Origin of the sequence: Legionella spiritensis (assembly GCF_900186965.1) — a bacterium.
Lineage (GTDB): Bacteria > Pseudomonadota > Gammaproteobacteria > Legionellales > Legionellaceae > Legionella_C > Legionella_C spiritensis.
In genome coordinates, this window is record NZ_LT906457.1 from 2,507,834 (window position 1) to 2,526,439 (window position 18,606).

Genomic DNA, 18,606 nt, shown 5'->3' on the forward strand with positions numbered 1-18,606 from the left:
ACCCATGCGGCATTTGGAAATTTCTTCCGGCTCTGGGTACTAGTACAGTATTTCACTGAAGTTGTCTTGCTAGTTTGTTATTGCTGCGACAGCCGGGCAAGTCGTAGGTCGGGCGAGGCGCCCGACCTACCTACCTCTTCTGTACCGTTGGCAACAGGACAGAATCAGTGAAACGTTGCACTAGGTTCCGTGAACAAAAATTTTCTTCGCACCATTTTTTGCGAAAAAAAAGTAGCCCGTAAGGAGGCCTGCGGCCGTATTGCGGGTTTGATGTGCCACTTATGAACGTTTTCCCGCATTACGGCTTCGCCTTCATGACGGGCTACAAGACATTATTATTTGTTGCGCAACAATAGTTGCCTTGTTTTCGAGCGGAAAAAATTGGTTCACAGAGCCTAGTGCACTTATCTTTTATCGAAGCGACTGTCAACTGGACTCCGCCAGGTGATTTTTAATCAATCGCCCCTTTGAATACGTATAAATGCCTGACATATGCACAAAACGGGTGATATTCTCCAGATTAATGGCCTTGTCTTTCAAAGAGAGCAGGGGTTTACCAAATTTGTCAGTCGGTGTTTTATCGGCACTTAAAGCCAGAATATCATTCTGATTGATATAAATACCGACATAAGCCTCGTTAATTTTATTTTCCTTGGATTTTATAAGGTATTTGACATCCTCTTCATCAACATAGACAGGTCTTGAAATAACCTGTCTGGGCAAATTGGCTACAATTCTTTCCCAAGCCTGTATGGAATTACCCTCAGAGGCGTACAAGGCGATAAATACTTCCTGCTGACCACTACGCAGGGCCACCCTGTTCGCCAGGTTGGACGCTGTTTTTAATCGGTGCTGATTATCATCGCCTATCAGATTGACAAAATTCTCACGAATTTCACGTAGATTTTTCCCGATAACCCGTAAAAAATTGGATTCTTCCCAGGGACCATTTGCGATAGCATCATCCAATGCACGCAAAAGCTCGCTTGTTTGCTGTTCAGTTAATTTATCATTCATAATGCAGGAAATATTAAACGCAACAAGCGTTATTCTGACTGTAATAATAAAAATTATAACAGCATTACAGGATAATTGACGAATGCTGTTACATAATTATCATTTAAATCCGGGGACCGGACTGGTTTTCGGCGGACTCGTCATTTGTCGCCGTACTTTCAAGGGACGGAACCTCACTTATCCCCTTGGCTTGCTGATAGCACTGGGTCATGAACTGCAGTGCTTCAGTCACCTTCGGATCGGCGCCTTGTCTGAGAGAATCCAGTTTTTTAAGTTGCTCAATGCCTGTTCCCAATGGCTTTACCAGGGTAGTCTGGACATCGGCTATGGTAACCACCCTGCTATTATTTTTTCGCTCCGACTGTGGCTCTCTGAAAAAACCCGCTGTAGCCGCTAACCCGCGATGCTCTGTATCCTGTGCCATGTTAACTCCAAAATCAATTAACAATTAATAACTGTAGATTAACAGCTTTTTTCCCGGGAATGGAATAAAATTCTGCAAACTTTCAATATCTTTACAAATGAACAGTAAAGATAAAAATCAATCATACATTAACTCATCCAACGGGGTATAATCACGGCTGGGGCCCCCTTGAATCAATTCATTAATAACATCGGTCATACACAATAACCGTAAAGCGTTGGGTGTCACCTCGTCGAACGTTACCCGGATACCTAACAACGCGTTTTCAGCTTCATCAAACGTGGCTCCCAACCCATACCCCAGACAAAGGGAGCAAAGCTGATCGGCTCTTTTGGCTATGGCCGGCAACAACCCGGTTTCTGAAAAAACCTCTTCAAAACTGACAAAACGATCGTTTAAGTAAAATTTGGCATTCATACTGGCGGCTATCAGTGCCAGGCTTTTTCGTATATCCGTATCCATTTATCGCCACCAGGGTTGGGAAGATTTCACTTTACCGGCCATGAAGTTTCTTAGCCAACGTAAAAAAACCGGAACAGTAAATCCATAATGCTCAATCACACCAAAAAAAATGGCGGACACGATCACCAGAACACCGGTCCATACTCGAATGTGCATAAGAAAAATAAAAATAGGAAATGCGGCGCGTGCATCCACGATAAAAAATCTGGCGCTGCGCGCTGAATCGCGCCAATGTGACGTTTCTGAAAAACCGCCTGCCATTATTTACCAACCTCTGCAAATAAACTTGTTATATCTCAAGTATATCGCCCGGGATTGATAATTCAAGAACATACGGAATATGGATTTCACCGTTTTTTCCGTTACGACTGTGGAGTAAGGGCAAAACCATCTTTTTTAATCAGGCATTCAGCCAGAATCTTACCCATAGGTTCCTGAGTGGGAACCGTTTTGGAAGCCGCATAGACCGTTACAGGGGATTTTTCTTCCGCTTTTCCCGCAGCTTTACCGTGCGCCATTTGTTTTAATATCTGGTGCGTGCTACTCGTCATCATAGCTCCTGTAAAAAAACCATTAATTCATCCTAACACAACAAATCTTAAGGTTTTATTAATATTTTTATTTTTTTTTGCAAAGTTTTTGCACTTCTTTTTCTATTACCCTGAATCTTAAACAAACGATGCAAACCCTTACAATAACTTAACACCCGCACGTACTAACATACGTTATCATAGTTGCATAAGTTTTGAACTATATTGGCGGGATGGAAATACTATGCGTGTCTATAATGAAGATGAAGCGCTTCTGCAAGCCTGGAAAAAAAAACTGGAAAAGATTGAAACCAGCCATGACGATCTTCGCAACAGGTTCCTGGCGATACTGGAGCAGGAACATGCGTCCGTTTATAAACGCAAAACCGACTTCTATCAACTTAAAAATAAATTAACAAGTGATGAACACGGACAAGGATTTAGCTGGACACCTCATTTTCAATGGTTCTGGAATCTCTTGTCGTTTTTTCTTCCAACCTCCTGGCTGAACTCCATACAACCGAAGGGTTCACGTTTACGTCAGGCTCTGGAAGAAAAACCGGTATTTTCCACGGAACTATTAACCCTCGAAAAGAATGAACATGGTAATATTGCGGTAGAAAAACTGGATGACGAACAGTTTGAAGCGGCGCTGTTTGACGTACCTGAGCAGGCTCGAAAAGCGTTGCATGACGCGGCAAGCCGCTTAAATGATCTGACGCCAGAATGCGATGAGGAAACCGTCACGAACCTGATCGAACGGGTGTATGCACTGAAATCAAGACTTGATCCGTTAAGTTATCAACGGCTTCTTGTCCCCCTGTACCAGCATCATCCTCGCACAACCCTTGCCTTTTTTTACGAACAATACCGCCAGGATCAAAAATCAATTCCTGACGAGCAGGATTTTATTGAGCAACACCTGATGGCCAAGGCCATGATGGATCAATGGGTCTGCTCCTTTCCAGATATCAACATTCATCGACACAATATTCATTACCTGTTAATTTTCCTGACCCTGTCGCAATACGACACCTTCCACCCCAACCTCCTGCATAAATCATATCGAGACTACCAATCCCGTAACAAATCGTTAATTCCCGAGGATTTTATCAGGCATCTATTAACAGAATGGGTGCATGAAGGCAAAGCGCGTGTTAATTTTTCAGCAAGTTACAAAAATATCAAGGATGCTCTGGAAAACGCTTTTCCAGACGAATTTTTGGAAGAAAAAAGACGACACAGCTCAGGCGATCCTTTTGCCAATCCTCTAACCATGCTGCGTTTCATTTTTACCAGGCTTCTTCCACAAGATAAAAACAGCAAACACAGGGCGATGACCGATAAGCCCTTAATGGTTCATATCGCCAGAGAAGCCTGCACACGTCTATTACTGGACTATGAGCAAAGCCGTGACGATCCAATATGGAAGACCTCTTCCGCTGGTTCGGAGACGATGAAGCTCCTTAGTGATGACATTCTGGCCACCTGGTTGCCAAACTTTGCTCTGACAAACGACAGAACCATTCGTCATGAATTACTGAACCCTGACAGAATATCAAGCATTCCTCCCTCGTTTAAACGCCCGGAGGACGTTGTGCGACGGATCATATTTCCATCCGCACAGGATGGATTTGATCCCATCATCGCCGCTCGCCACTATCGCAGTCAAATTAACCCGGCTTTCATGACAGAGTCTATTGAGTGGATATTGTTGCGGATAAAAGAGACAAGACCTTATTTGGATGAAAAACGCCTGCGTCACATTCTCGCCGATACGAAATTTTTTGATGAAAAAGACTTGCCGCCTGTTATGGATAAAGCAAGGCTCACCGATCCGGTCGACATACTCATCAAGAATATTCGTACTGGTCTTGAAAAAGCGCGAGCACAACGCGAAGCATTCGATGCCCCGTCTGAAAACGAATCGGTACAACAAGCGGTTCATTCTTTCCATGACTTGTTACATCATCCGGATTTCGACGGTGGTGCGCTAGGCAAAGCCTATTCGATCCTTGCGGAATTGCGAACTCACTACCTTACAGACAGATTGCATAAGCAGTGGGAAAAAATCATTCTCGACAAACAGGTCAGACGCTGCCTGTGGGATCAGAAACAACTCGAATCATCCGGGCGTGAATCATTGTCCATAAAGAAAATACAAGACACGCTAGACGAGGCACGAGTTGAACACAACCATGATCTTAACAAGGAATATAAGAGCGCTAAACAAGCGGTTCTCGCTTTTGCAAGACTTATGGAGAACGATTCACTAGACGATACGTCACTGAATCAAGCCTGTCAAATCGTACAGACGCTCAAATATTATTATATCAGCAACGAATTATATGAGCAGTGGAGTGATGATATTCAAAACAAACAAAAAACACGATGTACCTGGGATCAGGCCAGAATATCGGAAGAATGTATTGAGACTGATAAATCCTCCAGGTTGTTATTATCTTGCGCGAAAGACAATGTTCTCAAGGCACAATCCAGCAATTACACGGATTTGGATAAGGAATACGACTACGCAAAACAGGCGGTTCTCGCTTTTGCCGGATTCATGGAGAACGGTTTATCAGGGAGCTCATCCGTTGGCGAAGCGCATCAAATCCTGCAAACTCTAAGGCAGCATTATATTACTGACGAACTATATGGACAGTGGAATAGTATCATTCTGAGCACGCAAAAAACACGATGCACCTGGGATCAGAAAGACATATTAAACAAGCCTGCCGGGAAGGGTATTTCCATCGCGGACGCATTATCCCTCGTGAAGAGCAGTATTCTCAAGGCAGAAGCAAACAATAATACAAACCTGAATCAGGAATACGAAGAGTCTGCACAGGCGGTACTCATTTTTGCCCTGCTCATTGCGACATTGAAAGAGCCCTCGGCCTCAACAACCGACTTTGCAGACACGCGTGATACTTTAGATAAGCTACGACCCTATCTGACACAAAACCTCTATGATCAATGGGCCGAGGAACTTGATACCCTGGCTAAAAAAGAGAGGGTGGTTTCCGGGAAACTTGTGTCTCCGTCCCGAACCATGGGTTCGTTCTATCCTGATGTACCCTCATACACCGGTACTTCACATAATAAATCGACGGCACTGGATAACAACGTTCCTTTTAGCGAGAACGCACTAATCCTGTAGTTTAGAAGAAGCCTTATCAACAGGCTTGCTCAAACCAGTGGTCTATAATAAAGTGTCGGGATCATGGAAAAAATTATTAATCAATGAAAACGGCACTGTTCGTTTTTATCATTCTGGCTTTTGTAATTTGCGCCTACAGCTTTCAGCAGCATGCGCCGCAATTACTCAACCAGATTAAAAACCTTGGCTGGCTGGGACCACTGTTTTTTTTGTTGTTTTACTGTCTGGCCACCGTGTTTCTGCTACCCACGATGGTATTAACCTTGGCGGGAGGGGCGTTGTTTGGCCCGTTTTTAGGCACCGTCCTGAATCTCGCAGGTGCCACCCTGGGTGCCGCAGCCGCCTTTTGTTTCAGCCGCTATTTAGCCCACGACTGGTTTGCCGCCAAAAGCGGAACCCGCTTGAACAATTTGATTCTCGGTGTTGAAAAGCGCGGCTGGCAATTTGTCGCCTTACTGCGTCTGGTGCCGATTGTCCCATTCAGTCTGGTGAATTATGGCCTCGGTATCACCGGCATCAAATTCAGCCATTATGTCATCACCACCCTAATCTTTCTGGCACCTGCCGAACTTGTTTATACCTACTGTGGTTACGCGGGTATGGGCGCCATTATCAACCCTCAATCCTTTCACAACTATTTTGCCATCCTGTTAACCGTTTTGGGCGGTTTTATTGTCTTATGGATACTTAAAATCAAATTGGCATACAGGCGATCAAACAGGTAATTTAGCGACTGTCGCGCTCATGGCAGGTATCTTTGGAGAGTAACTCTGTTACCGTTGCCGCAAGAGGATGGCTGGTATTATAAGTAAAACCGTCCCAGGATTGCACGGCTCGGATCCCCTGAAGCGCGTTGCAGAGAAACAAAGCGTCCGCCTGTTCCAGTTGGTTTTTCGTCAATTCGGTTTCCAGACAGGCTATGCCCTGCTCCTTGCCCAATTCAAGAATGCGGCCGCGGATGATACCAGGCAGCACACCACTGCTTAAAGACGGTGTATAAAGCGTATCGCCGCTTATCAGAAACAAATTGGCGATGGTTGTTTCCATGGCCGTATTTTCCAGGTTAAAAAACAGGGCATCATCGGCGCCGGCCGTCTCTGCGTATCGCCGAGCCATAATAGCTTCCAGATAATTGACGGATTTGTGGCGATAAACCGGGTTGGCGGCATCCCGCAACCAGGGCGCTGAAATCAGTCGAATCGGCTTTGTATTGACAGCGCAGGAAAAGGGCGTCAGCACCAGTCTGGGTTGCTCACCTTTGGTCAGCAACCCTCGGGGAGCACTGCCGGCGCCAAGCAAAACCTTGACGCCTCCTGTCTCCAAATTCGCTTTCCGCAGACTGTGTTCAAGATGAGTGACCCATTCGCAATAAGGTAAATCAACGTCAATACCCAGCATATCGGCGGATTGCATAAGCCGGAACCAGTGATGGCGTGGATAACAGGGTTTGCCTTCGACAACCCGTAACGTTTCAAACAGGCCTTCGCCCAGCAAAATCCGATCATCGCCGGGAAATACCGCGACTTCGGCACCGGCATGAATAACAATGGGAACGATCACCTAATAATCCGTAAAATCATCCAGCTCTTCCCGAAGACGCTTTTCTTCCAGCATATTCTCCAGACGACGCCGCGCATCCAGAGAGCCGTCTACAAAGTTATCTATTTCCATTTCGTCATCCACGTCGACAAAAGGATCATCTTCAATAATATCTTCTTCTTCACCAGCAAAAAGTTCTGTCATATCTATCTCTCACGATTTTGAATTTAAACATGAAACACAGGTAATTTTGACAGCTATATAACTTATTTTTTGTAATCTGCCTAGCCCATTTTATTAAAAAAAAGCCGGTTTTTTAAAAAAAAGCTCAAAGCCGGCTGCTTTTGCAACCATAGAATGAAAATTCAGCGGAACCTGGTGCAGGTTTTACAACGAGATTGAGGTTTTTCACAAGTTCGGTTGAAGTCCAATCCTCATCTGAGCCATAATCAGATATGGTTAATACAACGTCTTAATATGGCTGATCCCTTAAAAAGCGCGCTGAGACGGAGTATGCGGGATATTCGCAAACATCTCACACCCTCCTTCCAACAGAAAGCGTCTTCACAGGTTTGTGCTCGAATAAAACAATTGAATCAATACCGTTTTGCCAGGCGCATCGCGTTATATCATCCTGCCGGAGGAGAAATTGATTTGGGAGGGATCTGGCGTACTGCGCCCTTGCACGGAAAATTCTGTTATTTTCCCGCGCTCAAACCGGACAAGACCTTGTCTTTTTTGCCGGCTACCCCGGCAACGCCCTTTCGTGAAAACCGTTATGCTATTGCCGAACCCGATGTCGATGCCGCCCTCGCCATATCTCCCCGGGAGATCGACATCATCTTTCTGCCGTTAGTCGCGTTTGACGAATACGGAACACGGCTGGGCATGGGGGCTGGTTATTATGATCGAACCCTGGCCGAGGAAAATCACCCCCTACTCATAGGGGTCGCTTATGAATTTCAACGTCAGTCTTATATTATTCCGCAGGCATGGGATATTCCTGTACACGCCGTAATGACGCAACGTACAACTTACTGGAGTAAATTATGAGTAACTATTGGCTTGTCAAATCGGAGCCGTCCTGTTTCAGCATTGACGATTTGCAAAAAGCGCCTGAAAAGACTACCCATTGGGACGGTGTACGTAATTACCAGGCACGGAATTTTATGCGTGACGATATGGCGGTCGGTGATTTGGTTTTTTTCTATCATTCCAACTGCAATCCCCCCGGTATCGCAGGCATAGCGGAGGTAACCAGCCCGGCTTATCCGGATTATACCGCCTTTGATCCGAACAGCGAGCATCCTGACGAGAAAAGCACACCCGATAACCCGCGCTGGTTTATGGTCGATGTTCGCTTCAAGGAAAAATTTGATCACCTCATTCCTCTGGAGACCTTAAAACATTACCCGGAATTGGCGAATATGACGTTGCTGCGCAAAGGCAATCGTCTGTCCGTTATGCCGGTAGGTAAACAGGAATGGGATTTTATCAATCAGGTTTTACGCTAGTAACTCATCCTGTGCCCGCAAGGAGGCCTGCGGCCGTATGGCGGGTTTGAGGTGCCAATTAGGAACGTTTTCCCGCATTACAGCGAAACCTTCATGACGGGCCACAGGAAACGTGCCAACCTTGAAGCGAGGACGGCACGCCCCGGGTTCAACCCAGCGCATCCTCACCGACTTCTCCTGTTCGGACGCGGACAACCTGCTCCAGGGGATAAACAAATATTTTGCCATCACCGATTTTCCCGGTATAGGCTGACTTGCAAATCGCATCGATGGCCGTTTCCACCATATTATCGGGCAAAGCCAGTTCAATCTTAATTTTCGGAAGAAAATCAACCACATACTCGGCACCCCGATAAAGTTCGGTATGCCCTTTCTGACGCCCGAAACCGCGCGTCTCAGAAATAGTGATACCAGGCACACCAATTTCAATCAAAGCTTCGTGCACGTCATCAAGTTTGAATGGCTTAATGATTGCGATAAGCATTTTCATAATTATTTCCTCATGCGTTTTCCTGACTCTCTGTTTCATGTGCCACGAAACACATGACTGCAAGGGCAAACATTTGTTAGACTGTGGCCAGAAAACGGAACCCCATCGGGAGATTAGCATGTTCGATCCACAACAATTTGATGACCTGGCCAAAAAACTGTTTAGCACTCTGCCCACCAGTCTACAGAATTTTGAAAAAGAGATTCAACAAAAATTTAAGGAAATTCTCCAGGCCACCTTTGCCCGCATGGATTTGGTCACCCGAGAGGAATTCGATGTCCAAACCAGAGTACTGGAAAGAACCAGAGAAAAACTGGATCAATTGCAAAACAAGGTCAATGATCTACTGGCCAAACAGTAGGCAAAATACTGATAACCACCCTGGTTCCATGAACCAAACTATCCGCGGCGAAAAACAGGAAGAAAGTAACCGACGGATAGAAGAAGTCCAATATAAAGGAATAATTATGAATCTCGCTTTTAGTTATACACGAAGCGCGCTCGGCATACAGGCGCTCCCTGTTCATGTTGAAGTGCATTTATCCAATGGATTGCCTGGTTTTACCATCGTCGGTCTGGCGGAAACTGCCGTTAAGGAAAGCAAAGACCGGGTACGCAGCGCTATCATCAACAGCCAGTTTGAATTCCCGTGTCGAAAAATTACCGTCAGCCTGGCACCGGCGGATCTGCCGAAAACAGGAAGCGGCTTTGATTTACCCATTGCCATTGGCATTCTGGCCGCATCCGGACAAATTCCTGCCGACAAGCTGGGTTCACACGAGTTTATTGGTGAATTAGCCCTAAGCGGTAATTTGCGAGGTGTCAACGCCATTATCCCGGTTGTTCTCGCCGCCCACCGCGATCAGCGTCAACTCATCATTGCCGAAGCCAACGCCGGGGAAGCGGCTCTGGCCGGGTACTCTAATGTGTTTTGTGCCGGCAATCTGCGGGAAGTATGTGATTATCTGTGCCAGAACACGTCATTGAAACCCCTGCCGAACCGACCTGAAAACAACAACTCTAAAACAACCCTGGACTGGTCCGATGTCAAAGGACAGTACCATGCGAAACAAGCCATGATGATTGCAGCCGCCGGCGGCCACAGTATTTTACTATGTGGTCCGCCCGGCAGCGGTAAAACCATGCTGGCAAAACGATTTAACACCCTGTTGCCCGAATTATCGGAGGAAACGGCACTTGAATGCGCCGCCATCCATTCCATTAGAGGCCGAATACCTGATTTTAGCGAATGGCGTAAACCACCTTTTCGCTCCCCTCATCATACCGCCTCACCGGTTTCCCTGGTTGGTGGCGGCAACCCTCCGAAGCCGGGTGAAATATCACTCGCCCATCACGGGGTTTTATTTCTTGATGAATTACCTGAATTTAGCAAGCACGTGCTGGAAACCCTTCGTGAGCCGCTGGAATCCGGAAACATCTGCATTTCAAGAGCCGCTGTACAAACCGAATTTCCGGCACGATTCCAGTTGATTGCCGCCATGAATCCCTGTCCATGCGGACAATGGGGCAATCCCGAGGCCAATTGCCTGTGCACACCGGATCGGATTAACCGCTATATCGGTAAGTTATCCGCACCTCTTCTGGATAGGATCGATATGCAAGTCACCTTGCAAGCCCTATCGCAGGAAGAGCTGATCCAAACGAATCAAACCAAAGACGGTGAAAGCCTTCGTATCAAGCAGGTGGTTTGTGCGGTTCGCAAAATACAATTAGAACGGCAAGGACATCTCAATGCCGAACTGGGTGCGAAAGAATGCGAGCAGGTTTGTGCGTTAAGACATGAAGAACAGATTTTTCTGGCCCAGGCCATGAATAAATTAAAATTGTCCGCCCGCGCTTACCATCGACTTCTGAAAGTTGCAAGAACCATAGCCGATATGAAAGGCAACGAAAAAGTCAATCTGGCCGCCATTCAACAGGCTCTTTCCTTTAAACAAACATTACAGGCTCCCAAATAGACGATCGCTCAATCCCTATTTATCAACACAGCCCAGGCTCTGTACACTTATCGAATCAACGACTCCAGAATGGCCATACGCATGAAAACACCATTGCTGACCTGCTGCAAAATTACAGACTGCGGGCCATCGGCAACATCGCTTTCGATCTCAATCCCCCGATTGATGGGGCCGGGGTGCATGACTATGGCATCAGACTTGGCCCATTTAAGTCGTTGTTGCGTCAAGGTAAAATATTCCCTGTATGTCGTTAAATCCAGTTGTTCGCTTTCAGTAAGACGTTCCCGTTGCACACGCAGGCACATCACAACATCGGCATCTTCAATACCATCTTTCAAATCTTCAGTCACTCGACCAAAATGTACGGTTTCCGGTTGCCATATTTCAGGTGCCACTAAAACCAGTTCCCGAATGTTAAGCAGCGAACAAAGGCATTGCAGAGAATTGGCTACCCGGGAATGACGAAGATTACCGACCACCGCTATTTTAATCTTCTCCAAATCAGCCTTTTTCTCGCAAATGGTCATGAAATCCAGCATGGCTTGACTTGGATGCGCATGCCGACCGTCACCGGCGTTGATGATGTGAATACCATGACCCACTTTGTCGGCCAGTTCCTGCTGGATACCGTCTTGTGTATGGCGAAGAACAAACAGGTCTATCCCCATAGCCGCCAATGTTTTCAGAGTATCTTCAATACCCTCGCCTTTCGCTTCCGATGAGCTTCCGACATCAAGATTAACGACGGAGATCCCCAGGCGCCGGGCAGCCAATTCAAAACTGACTCGAGTGCGCGTGCTGTTTTCATAAAACAGATTGGCCACCACGTGTTGGGCATAATCGGGAAAATCACCGTTATTTTTAAAATACAACGCTCGTTGCAGAAGATTATCTACCTGGGCCCGGGACAATTGGCTAATTTCAAGAAAATGATTCATGGCGATTTACTCAGGATGTTGCAGCCACTGCTCTAGGATGAGGCAAGCGGCAATGCTGTCGATTTGCGAAGAGCGTATCTTACGATATCCTCCCTCTGCAAACAACCGGGCTCGGGCTTCAACGGTGGTTAAGCGCTCATCAACCAGATGAACAGGACGGGCGAAGCGCTTTGACAGCTCATTGCCGAAATGACGCGCGGCGGCAGTTGTGTATTGTTCCGTACCATCAATGCAGGTCGGCAAACCGACTATCATGGCCTTAGGCAACCATTGATCCACCAGCTTCCGAACCAGAGACCAGTCCGGCACACCTTCTCTGGCATGGAGTGTCATCAAAGGACGCGCACTGAGGGTTACCGCCTGACCTACCGCCACACCTATTCGTTTATAGCCAAAATCAAACCCCAGAAAAACACCTTCCGGCATGCGCAACACTCCCACACAAAACGATTTTAATACGAATCAGGCATGACCTGAACCAGACGACAATTGATTCATTTTAACACCAATTGTTAACCCGGCGTACTCCCAACGTTCTGCAAAAGGAACATCGTAGAGCAATTCAGAGCGATAGGGACAGACCAGCCAGATGTTATCCATCACTTCCTGCTCAAGCTGATTTTCTGCCCAGCCGGTATAACCTAGCGTCACCAGGGCATCTTTAGGCCCGTTATCTTCCGCAATGGCGCGAATAATATCATTGGACGTGGTTACCGTCACATCTTCCCGTAACGACAAACTGGAGCGCCATCCGCCAATGGGACGATGTATGACGAATCCTCTCTCCGGTTGCACAGGGCCGCCGAAAAGAAGCGGTTGTTGATTTTTTTCCTTGCGGGCAGGTTGAATCTGCATCTGTTCAAATACCATTCCCAAAGGATATTGCATGGGATGATTGATAATCAGGCCAACCGTACCCTGTACATGATGTTCGCAAACATAGACGACGGCACGATGAAAATCAGGATCAGTCAGAGTCGGCATGGCAATCAATAAATGATTGGCTAGCGAGGTATCAATTGCCATGTCCCCTCCATAGAATGCGTGGTTCTTAACCTAAGTATATACTAATTGGCTCAGGGTGTGTCTTCATCTCATTCATTCACTGCAAAAGATGTTTGATTTGTTCATTTTTTGTAGATCAGATAGCCAGATTGGCAACCCAGATCACCGGCACCGGAGTTATTTTTGATTGATTTTTTAACCGGATGTAGGGCAAGGCAGGAATAATGTCGCCTGAAATCAACTTTTTTAGTGAATTTTTTTACTAAAACTATTGTAGCCCATCCTGTTTTTGCGTTATGTTGAATCATACCCTCTGATAATCTCGTTAAATCAGGTGGTATGCTTTAAGCCGTATGGTTAGATCAAACAATTGTCATTTAGGGAAGAATGCAATTGCAGTGCCGGGTAATCCGGCAGCGATTGATAAGCTTTAGCAAAAGGAGGAGTTATGGCTACAGGCGAAGTCAAATGGTTTAATAATGCCAAAGGGTGGGGATTTATCGTGCCGGAAGGCGGTGGTGAAGACATTTTTGTTCATTTCTCCGCAATTCATGGAACCGGATATAAAACCCTCGTTCCCGGACAGCAAGTCAGCTACGACCTTGAAAAAGGCGAGCGAGGTTTACATGCCTCCAATGTTGTGGCACTCACTGAAACGATGGAAGAGACAATATCATAACTCCGCCGATCAGGGGCTTGTTGACACAGTAGCTTTTTGCTGCTGTGTTGTTGAACATCGTGTATCATAAAGGTTTGTTTAATTTATTGGGTATACACGATGAAGCGTGGTATTTTGCTCATTAATCTTGGAACGCCTGATGCTCCTGATACGGCGTCTGTTCGTCGTTACTTGCGTGAATTTCTCGCCGATCGCAGAGTCATTAGCCTTCCTGTGGTGCTACGGTATCTGATATTGTATGCTTTCATCTTGCCTTTCAGGCCCCGAAAGTCCGCCCATGCCTATCAGGCCATTTGGACCAAAGAAGGTTCTCCCTTGCTGGTGCATAGCCGCAACCTCGTTGTTAAACTTCAAACGCTGTTGGGAAACGAATATCAGGTTGTTTTGGGCATGCGTTATGGCAAACCATCTCTTGTTGACGCCGTCAAACAATTATCAGATTGCGAGCACCTAACTATTTTACCCCTCTACCCACAATACGCTTCCGCAGCAACCGGTTCAAGTATTGAGGAAACGTTAAAATTGCTCGCTCCCAAAACCATTCAACCGTCCCTGACCATCATCCGTGATTTCCACCGGCATCCGGCGTTTATTAACGCCCAATCCGCGATCATCAAACCTTATCTCGATGGTCATGATTTTTTATTGTTCAGCTTTCATGGTATACCACAACAACATTTGAAAGATGCCGGCTGTCAAACCATGTGCCGGCAATCTTGCCCCTCTTCTCAAAACAACCCCGTCTCCTGTTATCGAGCCCAATGTTTTACGACAAGCGAACTGCTGGCGCAAACCCTTGGCTTAACGTCCGAACAATATGGCGTCGCCTTTCAGTCACGGCTTGGCAAGACGCCATGGATAACGCCCTATACCGATAACGTGCTGCCCGAACTCGTCGACAGGGGCGTTAAACGCCTTGCGATAGCCTGCCCGTCTTTTGTAGCCGATTGCCTGGAAACTCTTGAGGAAATAGGAATGCGCGCACAGCAACAATGGAAATCCCTCGGCGGAGAAACTCTGACATTAATCCCCTGCGTCAATGATAATCCGCAATGGATTAAAGGCATCCTGGATATCTGTGGTATTCCGGCGATAAAAACATCCGAATCACCCTGGGTTTCGTGAACCAAAATTTTCTTCGCACCATTTTTTGCGAAAAAACAGTAGCCCGTAAGGAGGCCTGCGGCCGTATTGCGGGTTTGATGTGCCACTTATGAACGTTTTCCCGCATTACGGCTTCGCCTTCATGACGGGCTACAAGACATTATTAGTTGTTGCGCAATAATAGTTGCCTTGTTTTCGATCGGAAAAAATTTGTTCACAGAGCCTAGGCTCTGTCATGTTGCCAACGGAACAGTAGAGGTAGCAACTTCAATGAAACGTTGTACCAGGTTGAGCCATGGCCCACCAACAGGATCTGAAATCAAACATTGACAGGCAACGTTTATTCCAGTGGTTTGACAACCAAAATCGTTCCTTCCTCTATACCCGTAATTTTTACTTTCGTACCTGCCGGTAATTCCGGGCCGGTCACAAACCAATGTGCGTCATTGACACGGATCTTGCCTCGTCCGTCTTCTATAGGTTCAACCAGAGTCACCGTTCGCCCCACCATGGATTCAAAAGGACGATTGATCAGGCTCGGGGGAGAGGTGGCTGCACGATGTTTTAAAAAACGCCACCAGGCAAACGCGAAAAACAAACAAAAAATAGAAAAATATATCAACTGCCACTGCCAACCCACAGAAAACAACCAGGTGACAGCGCCGGTTAATGCCGCAGCCATGCCCAATGCAATTAAAAAGCCGGCAGCACCAAGCGTTTCAGCGATAACCAGTAAAAGCGCCAATGCCAACCAATGCCAATATGCTAACCATTCCATACAAGAATCCTCATTCTTCCGGCCAATAGGCACTGCCTCCCAGGTTTTGTGAACCTATCAGGATGATTGTGTTTTATTGACGGTTTTCAACATCTCGGTCACACCGCCCAACGCACCAATAATGCCCGTTGCTTCAATCGGCAACAACACCATTTTACTGTTTTCGGAATTGCCTATTGTTTTCAGGGCTTCCACATAGTTCTGGGCGATAAAATAATTGATGGCATTGATATTTCCTGTAGCGATGGCCGATGAGACAACCCGTGTGGCATTGGCGTCCGCTTCCGCTGTTCTCTCCCGGGCTTCCGCTTCAAGATAAGCCTGTTGTTTTTGTGCCTCGGCACGTAGAATCTGCCCCTGTTTATCGCCTTCCGCACGTAAAATTTCCGCCTGCCGGTGTCCTTCCGCTTCAAGAATCGCAGCCCGTTTCTCCCGTTCCGCCTTCATTTGATTAGCCATGGCGTCGACCAAATCCTTGGGGGGACGAATATCTCTTATTTCAATGCGGGTTACTTTAACACCCCAGGGATTGGTGGCCAAATCCACGATATGCATTAATCGGCTGTTAATTTCATCCCGCTGACTCAACATGCCGTCCAATTCCAGCGAGCCTAACACGGTACGGATATTGGTCATGGTCAAATTGCGGATGGCATGCTCCAGATTATCCACCTGATAAGCGGACTTTGCGGTATCCACAACCTGGAAAAAGCAGACGGCATCGATGGTTACCATGGCGTTGTCTGAAGAAATAACTTCCTGCGGGGGAATATCCAGCACGCGTTCCCGCATATTGATTTTGTAGGTCACCCTGTCAATAAATGGAATAATCAAACCAAGTCCCGGGCGAAGCGTCTGAGTAAAGCGTCCGAAGCGCTCCACCGTCCATTCTTCGGACTGAGGAACAATTTTAACACCGGCCAAAACAAATGCGATGGCGAAAATAACCAGCAAACCCAAAGTGATTAATGACTCCAAGGTACTCTCCTTCTATTATTTTCGGCTCGAGACAAAATGCGGACTACTTTATATTATTTTACGTTTGAATGGCGCGAATAGCGAGACTATTTAATAAATTCGACTCTGATTTGATCCTGAGCCAGTAGCGTTTCCTGCAATCGCCCGTTCTGCAAGTGAAGCCGAAATGCGGGATCATGTTCACTTGAGCGACCACCTGCCCTCCAGAAACAATATTGGGACATAAAACCCGCAATATGGCCTCAGACCTACTTGCGGGCACCGCCCTTTTGTAAAACAGGACATTTTTGTGCACAGAACCTGGCAGAATGAACCTGATGATTGCAAAAGTCTTTTTTTATGCTATAGAAAATAGATAATAAAATTTTTGGTGGTGGACATGCCCAACAAACAATTTTCAGAACGGTTAAACAAGGAACTGGACAGCATCGGCCTCCCTTCCCGCAGCGAGGAACGGATTGAAAGCTTTGCCAAGCTATTAAAAATCCCAAAATTTAAAGCGGAAGCCATGCTCAGTGGAATCACCATACCCGATAGTGGTCTGTTGGAAATGCTGGCCGAAGAACTGGAGGTCAACCCCGAGTGGCTCATCGGCAAAAGCGAACAAAAACATTAGAGGCTGCAAGATAGTTAACCTTGAAAATAGCGTTTGGCGCTAATGGGTTTTGCATTCTTCTCAAGAAATTGAATTGTTTTTCCGGCAATATTCACATGGGTTGCTTTTTCTATAGCCTCCAATCCCGGAGATGAATTAATTTCCAGAACCAAAGGCCCGTGATTGGATCGAATCAAATCGACACCGGCCAGCTTTAAACCCATGGTTTTTGCCGCAGCAATTGCTATGGCGCGCTCCTGGGGAGACAATTGTATTTTAATGGCTTTACCTCCCTGATGCACATTGGCACGAAAATCTCCTTCCTTGGCCTGACGCTTAATCGCCGCAACGACTTTGTCACCCAATACAAAACAACGAATATCCGTACCGCGCGATTCTTCAATAAACTCCTGCACGAGAATGTTGGCTGACATTTCCTTGAACGCATTAATAATACTGACTGCCGATTGGTGACTGTCCGCCAGAATAACCCCTTTTCCCTGGGTGCCTTCCAACAATTTAATGACTAACGGCGCGCCTCCGACCATACGAATCAGATCTTCCGTGTCATCGGGCGATTGCGCAAAACTGGTCAATGGCATGGGGATCCCCTTGCGCGCCAGTAATTGCAAGGAACGAAATTTATCCCGCGAACGCGAAATCGCAATGGATTCATTAATACTGTACATGCCCATGGTTTCCATATGACGTAACACGGCCGTGCCATAGTAGGTTATGGACGCCCCTATCCGAGGTATGACCGCGTCATACCTCGGCAACGCTTCTCCCCCACGATAATGTACCTGCGGATTGGAGGCAGCGACGTTCATATAGCAATACAGTGGATTAATAATATTCACTTCGTGGCCAGCCTCCTCACCGGCTTTCTTCAAACGCTGGTGAGAATATAACTGGGGATTCGTTGCCAATATCGCAATTTTCATAATAAGGTATTCCCGAATAATACAATTCGAATCAAGAACAATTAACATGGCTCATAACATCATTAAAACAATGGGGATTAAACGACGATTGCAGAACGAGCGGGGTCGAACCATCAACCCTGACTCCCGTCAATAACCCACAATTAGCAGACGTACAAACCTACGCCGACGACCCTATCCAAAGCCTAGCTCAAAAATCGGATTTTTTCTTTTTGCCAATATATAAATGGAATCTTCAAGGACTGAGATCCCTGTCCGAAAAAAAACCGTTGCCATCATCGCGAACGTAGTGAAGCGACCCTGTACCGACAGGCATTTATGGATTGATCAGGATTGCTTCGTCGATGCCCGCAACAGCGAATTCACATAGTTTGTCCCATACAAAAATGAAAGCTCAACAGAGCCTGGTCTCAATGCACTTGCCTTTTACCGTTTGCAAACTGAGAGTAATTTACTCAATTTCACTT

At 46.5% G+C, this 18,606-nt stretch carries 23 protein-coding genes; 9 read left to right on the plus strand and 14 right to left on the minus strand.

Translation table 11 applies throughout. The features are described 5' to 3' along the window. Positions 1-426 precede the first annotated feature (426 nt). The 5 genes from icmQ to CKW05_RS11305 form a co-directional block, all read right to left on the minus strand. The gene (gene icmQ, locus CKW05_RS11285; protein WP_058482592.1) at positions 427-1,017 is read right to left on the minus strand and encodes a Dot/Icm secretion system protein IcmQ; all 591 of its coding nucleotides are present in this window, start codon (positions 1,015-1,017) and stop codon (positions 427-429) included. Positions 1,018-1,120: 103 nt separating this feature from the next. Beyond that, a complete protein-coding gene (locus tag CKW05_RS11290; protein ID WP_058482591.1) occupies positions 1,121-1,441 on the minus strand; it encodes a hypothetical protein in 321 nt (106 codons plus the stop codon). Positions 1,442-1,558: 117 nt separating this feature from the next. Then, on the minus strand, positions 1,559-1,903 hold the full coding sequence (locus CKW05_RS11295) for a type IV secretion IcmS family protein (RefSeq protein WP_058482590.1): 345 nt from the start codon (positions 1,901-1,903) through the stop codon (positions 1,559-1,561). Then, complete coding sequence (gene icmT, locus CKW05_RS11300; protein ID WP_058482589.1) at positions 1,904-2,164, minus strand: IcmT/TraK family protein; 261 nt, start codon at positions 2,162-2,164, stop codon at positions 1,904-1,906. 101 nt (positions 2,165-2,265) lie between these two features. After that, a complete protein-coding gene (locus CKW05_RS11305; RefSeq protein ID WP_133141186.1) occupies positions 2,266-2,457 on the minus strand; it encodes a hypothetical protein in 192 nt (63 codons plus the stop codon). A 220-nt stretch (positions 2,458-2,677) separates the two neighbouring features. On the opposite strand from CKW05_RS11305, the gene CKW05_RS15440 reads away from it, so the two are divergent. Next, positions 2,678-5,596 (plus strand): hypothetical protein, encoded by a 2,919-nt coding sequence (locus CKW05_RS15440; protein WP_058482587.1) that lies wholly within the window; start codon positions 2,678-2,680, stop codon positions 5,594-5,596. Positions 5,597-5,679: 83 nt separating this feature from the next. Next, positions 5,680-6,321: a TVP38/TMEM64 family protein gene (locus CKW05_RS11315; RefSeq protein WP_058482586.1), complete on the plus strand. Its 642-nt coding sequence runs from the start codon at positions 5,680-5,682 to the stop codon at positions 6,319-6,321. A gap of 1 nt (position 6,322) precedes the next feature. On the opposite strand, the gene CKW05_RS11320 is transcribed toward CKW05_RS11315, so the two are convergent. After that, positions 6,323-7,156: an aminotransferase class IV gene (locus CKW05_RS11320; protein ID WP_058482585.1), complete on the minus strand. Its 834-nt coding sequence runs from the start codon at positions 7,154-7,156 to the stop codon at positions 6,323-6,325. Continuing rightward, positions 7,157-7,339, minus strand: coding sequence for a PA3496 family putative envelope integrity protein (locus CKW05_RS11325; protein ID WP_058482584.1), 183 nt, complete (start codon positions 7,337-7,339; stop codon positions 7,157-7,159). A 273-nt stretch (positions 7,340-7,612) separates the two neighbouring features. On the opposite strand from CKW05_RS11325, the gene CKW05_RS11330 reads away from it, so the two are divergent. Together CKW05_RS11330 and CKW05_RS11335 are read left to right on the plus strand one after the other, a co-directional pair. Beyond that, positions 7,613-8,188 carry a 5-formyltetrahydrofolate cyclo-ligase gene (locus CKW05_RS11330; protein ID WP_058482583.1) on the plus strand — a complete coding sequence of 192 codons (576 nt, stop codon included), beginning with the start codon at positions 7,613-7,615 and terminating at the stop codon, positions 8,186-8,188. Continuing rightward, on the plus strand, positions 8,185-8,649 hold the full coding sequence (locus CKW05_RS11335) for an EVE domain-containing protein (RefSeq protein WP_058482582.1): 465 nt from the start codon (positions 8,185-8,187) through the stop codon (positions 8,647-8,649). Before CKW05_RS11330 ends, CKW05_RS11335 begins: the two co-directional genes overlap by 4 nt. A 148-nt stretch (positions 8,650-8,797) precedes the next feature. Here the strand turns inward: CKW05_RS11335 and CKW05_RS11340 are convergent, their stop codons facing one another. Continuing rightward, positions 8,798-9,139: a P-II family nitrogen regulator gene (locus CKW05_RS11340; protein ID WP_058482601.1), complete on the minus strand. Its 342-nt coding sequence runs from the start codon at positions 9,137-9,139 to the stop codon at positions 8,798-8,800. Positions 9,140-9,257: 118 nt separating this feature from the next. Between CKW05_RS11340 and ubiK the strand changes: the two genes are divergently transcribed. After that, the gene (ubiK, locus tag CKW05_RS11345) at positions 9,258-9,500 is read left to right on the plus strand and encodes a ubiquinone biosynthesis accessory factor UbiK (RefSeq protein ID WP_058482600.1); all 243 of its coding nucleotides are present in this window, start codon (positions 9,258-9,260) and stop codon (positions 9,498-9,500) included. Between the two features lie 106 nt (positions 9,501-9,606). Further along, a complete protein-coding gene (locus CKW05_RS11350) occupies positions 9,607-11,118 on the plus strand; it encodes a YifB family Mg chelatase-like AAA ATPase (protein ID WP_058482581.1) in 1,512 nt (503 codons plus the stop codon). Between the two features lie 47 nt (positions 11,119-11,165). Here CKW05_RS11350 and CKW05_RS11355 read toward each other — a convergent pair whose 3' ends face one another. Genes CKW05_RS11355 through CKW05_RS11365 form a run of 3 tightly spaced genes read right to left on the minus strand, consistent with a single transcriptional unit; the run spans position 11,166 to position 13,082 of the window. Beyond that, entirely contained in the window at positions 11,166-12,056 is an 891-nt protein-coding gene (locus CKW05_RS11355; protein ID WP_058482580.1) for an aspartate carbamoyltransferase catalytic subunit, read from the minus strand. A gap of 6 nt (positions 12,057-12,062) precedes the next feature. Continuing rightward, positions 12,063-12,482, minus strand: a complete 420-nt coding sequence (ruvX, locus tag CKW05_RS11360; protein WP_058482579.1) for a Holliday junction resolvase RuvX — start codon at positions 12,480-12,482, stop codon at positions 12,063-12,065. A gap of 36 nt (positions 12,483-12,518) precedes the next feature. Next, the gene (locus tag CKW05_RS11365) at positions 12,519-13,082 is read right to left on the minus strand and encodes a YqgE/AlgH family protein (protein WP_058482578.1); all 564 of its coding nucleotides are present in this window, start codon (positions 13,080-13,082) and stop codon (positions 12,519-12,521) included. 427 nt (positions 13,083-13,509) lie between these two features. Between CKW05_RS11365 and CKW05_RS11375 the strand changes: the two genes are divergently transcribed. Both CKW05_RS11375 and hemH read left to right on the plus strand, forming a co-directional pair. Further along, positions 13,510-13,740 carry a cold-shock protein gene (locus CKW05_RS11375; protein ID WP_058482576.1) on the plus strand — a complete coding sequence of 77 codons (231 nt, stop codon included), beginning with the start codon at positions 13,510-13,512 and terminating at the stop codon, positions 13,738-13,740. A gap of 99 nt (positions 13,741-13,839) precedes the next feature. Beyond that, positions 13,840-14,865 (plus strand): ferrochelatase, encoded by a 1,026-nt coding sequence (gene hemH, locus CKW05_RS11380; RefSeq protein WP_058482575.1) that lies wholly within the window; start codon positions 13,840-13,842, stop codon positions 14,863-14,865. Positions 14,866-15,184: 319 nt separating this feature from the next. Here the strand turns inward: hemH and CKW05_RS11385 are convergent, their stop codons facing one another. Both CKW05_RS11385 and CKW05_RS11390 read right to left on the minus strand, forming a co-directional pair. Further along, positions 15,185-15,622, minus strand: a complete 438-nt coding sequence (locus tag CKW05_RS11385; RefSeq protein WP_058482574.1) for an NfeD family protein — start codon at positions 15,620-15,622, stop codon at positions 15,185-15,187. A gap of 57 nt (positions 15,623-15,679) precedes the next feature. Beyond that, positions 15,680-16,600 carry an SPFH domain-containing protein gene (locus CKW05_RS11390; RefSeq protein WP_058482573.1) on the minus strand — a complete coding sequence of 307 codons (921 nt, stop codon included), beginning with the start codon at positions 16,598-16,600 and terminating at the stop codon, positions 15,680-15,682. Between the two features lie 379 nt (positions 16,601-16,979). On the opposite strand from CKW05_RS11390, the gene CKW05_RS11395 reads away from it, so the two are divergent. Further along, a complete protein-coding gene (locus CKW05_RS11395) occupies positions 16,980-17,216 on the plus strand; it encodes a hypothetical protein (protein WP_058482572.1) in 237 nt (78 codons plus the stop codon). Between the two features lie 14 nt (positions 17,217-17,230). Here CKW05_RS11395 and rimK read toward each other — a convergent pair whose 3' ends face one another. Continuing rightward, complete coding sequence (rimK, locus tag CKW05_RS11400) at positions 17,231-18,139, minus strand: 30S ribosomal protein S6--L-glutamate ligase (protein ID WP_058482599.1); 909 nt, start codon at positions 18,137-18,139, stop codon at positions 17,231-17,233. Positions 18,140-18,606 lie beyond the last annotated feature (467 nt).

Coding starts and splice junctions, on each gene's coding strand:
- CKW05_RS11295 (WP_058482590.1), bottom strand. CDS start 1,903: ATGGATACGGATATACGAAAAAGCCTGGCACTGATAGCCGCCAGTATG.
- ruvX (WP_058482579.1), bottom strand. CDS start 12,482: ATGCCGGAAGGTGTTTTTCTGGGGTTTGATTTTGGCTATAAACGAATA.
- CKW05_RS11315 (WP_058482586.1), top strand. CDS start 5,680: ATGAAAACGGCACTGTTCGTTTTTATCATTCTGGCTTTTGTAATTTGC.
- CKW05_RS11330 (WP_058482583.1), top strand. CDS start 7,613: ATGGCTGATCCCTTAAAAAGCGCGCTGAGACGGAGTATGCGGGATATT.
- rimK (WP_058482599.1), bottom strand. CDS start 18,139: ATGAAAATTGCGATATTGGCAACGAATCCCCAGTTATATTCTCACCAG.
- CKW05_RS11365 (WP_058482578.1), bottom strand. CDS start 13,082: ATGGCAATTGATACCTCGCTAGCCAATCATTTATTGATTGCCATGCCG.
- CKW05_RS11350 (WP_058482581.1), top strand. CDS start 9,607: ATGAATCTCGCTTTTAGTTATACACGAAGCGCGCTCGGCATACAGGCG.
- icmQ (WP_058482592.1), bottom strand. CDS start 1,017: ATGAATGATAAATTAACTGAACAGCAAACAAGCGAGCTTTTGCGTGCA.
- CKW05_RS11385 (WP_058482574.1), bottom strand. CDS start 15,622: ATGGAATGGTTAGCATATTGGCATTGGTTGGCATTGGCGCTTTTACTG.
- CKW05_RS11305 (WP_133141186.1), bottom strand. CDS start 2,457: ATGATGACGAGTAGCACGCACCAGATATTAAAACAAATGGCGCACGGT.
- CKW05_RS11335 (WP_058482582.1), top strand. CDS start 8,185: ATGAGTAACTATTGGCTTGTCAAATCGGAGCCGTCCTGTTTCAGCATT.
- CKW05_RS11290 (WP_058482591.1), bottom strand. CDS start 1,441: ATGGCACAGGATACAGAGCATCGCGGGTTAGCGGCTACAGCGGGTTTT.
- CKW05_RS11375 (WP_058482576.1), top strand. CDS start 13,510: ATGGCTACAGGCGAAGTCAAATGGTTTAATAATGCCAAAGGGTGGGGA.
- ubiK (WP_058482600.1), top strand. CDS start 9,258: ATGTTCGATCCACAACAATTTGATGACCTGGCCAAAAAACTGTTTAGC.
- icmT (WP_058482589.1), bottom strand. CDS start 2,164: ATGGCAGGCGGTTTTTCAGAAACGTCACATTGGCGCGATTCAGCGCGC.
- CKW05_RS15440 (WP_058482587.1), top strand. CDS start 2,678: ATGCGTGTCTATAATGAAGATGAAGCGCTTCTGCAAGCCTGGAAAAAA.
- CKW05_RS11340 (WP_058482601.1), bottom strand. CDS start 9,139: ATGAAAATGCTTATCGCAATCATTAAGCCATTCAAACTTGATGACGTG.
- CKW05_RS11395 (WP_058482572.1), top strand. CDS start 16,980: ATGCCCAACAAACAATTTTCAGAACGGTTAAACAAGGAACTGGACAGC.
- CKW05_RS11325 (WP_058482584.1), bottom strand. CDS start 7,339: ATGACAGAACTTTTTGCTGGTGAAGAAGAAGATATTATTGAAGATGAT.
- CKW05_RS11355 (WP_058482580.1), bottom strand. CDS start 12,056: ATGAATCATTTTCTTGAAATTAGCCAATTGTCCCGGGCCCAGGTAGAT.
- hemH (WP_058482575.1), top strand. CDS start 13,840: ATGAAGCGTGGTATTTTGCTCATTAATCTTGGAACGCCTGATGCTCCT.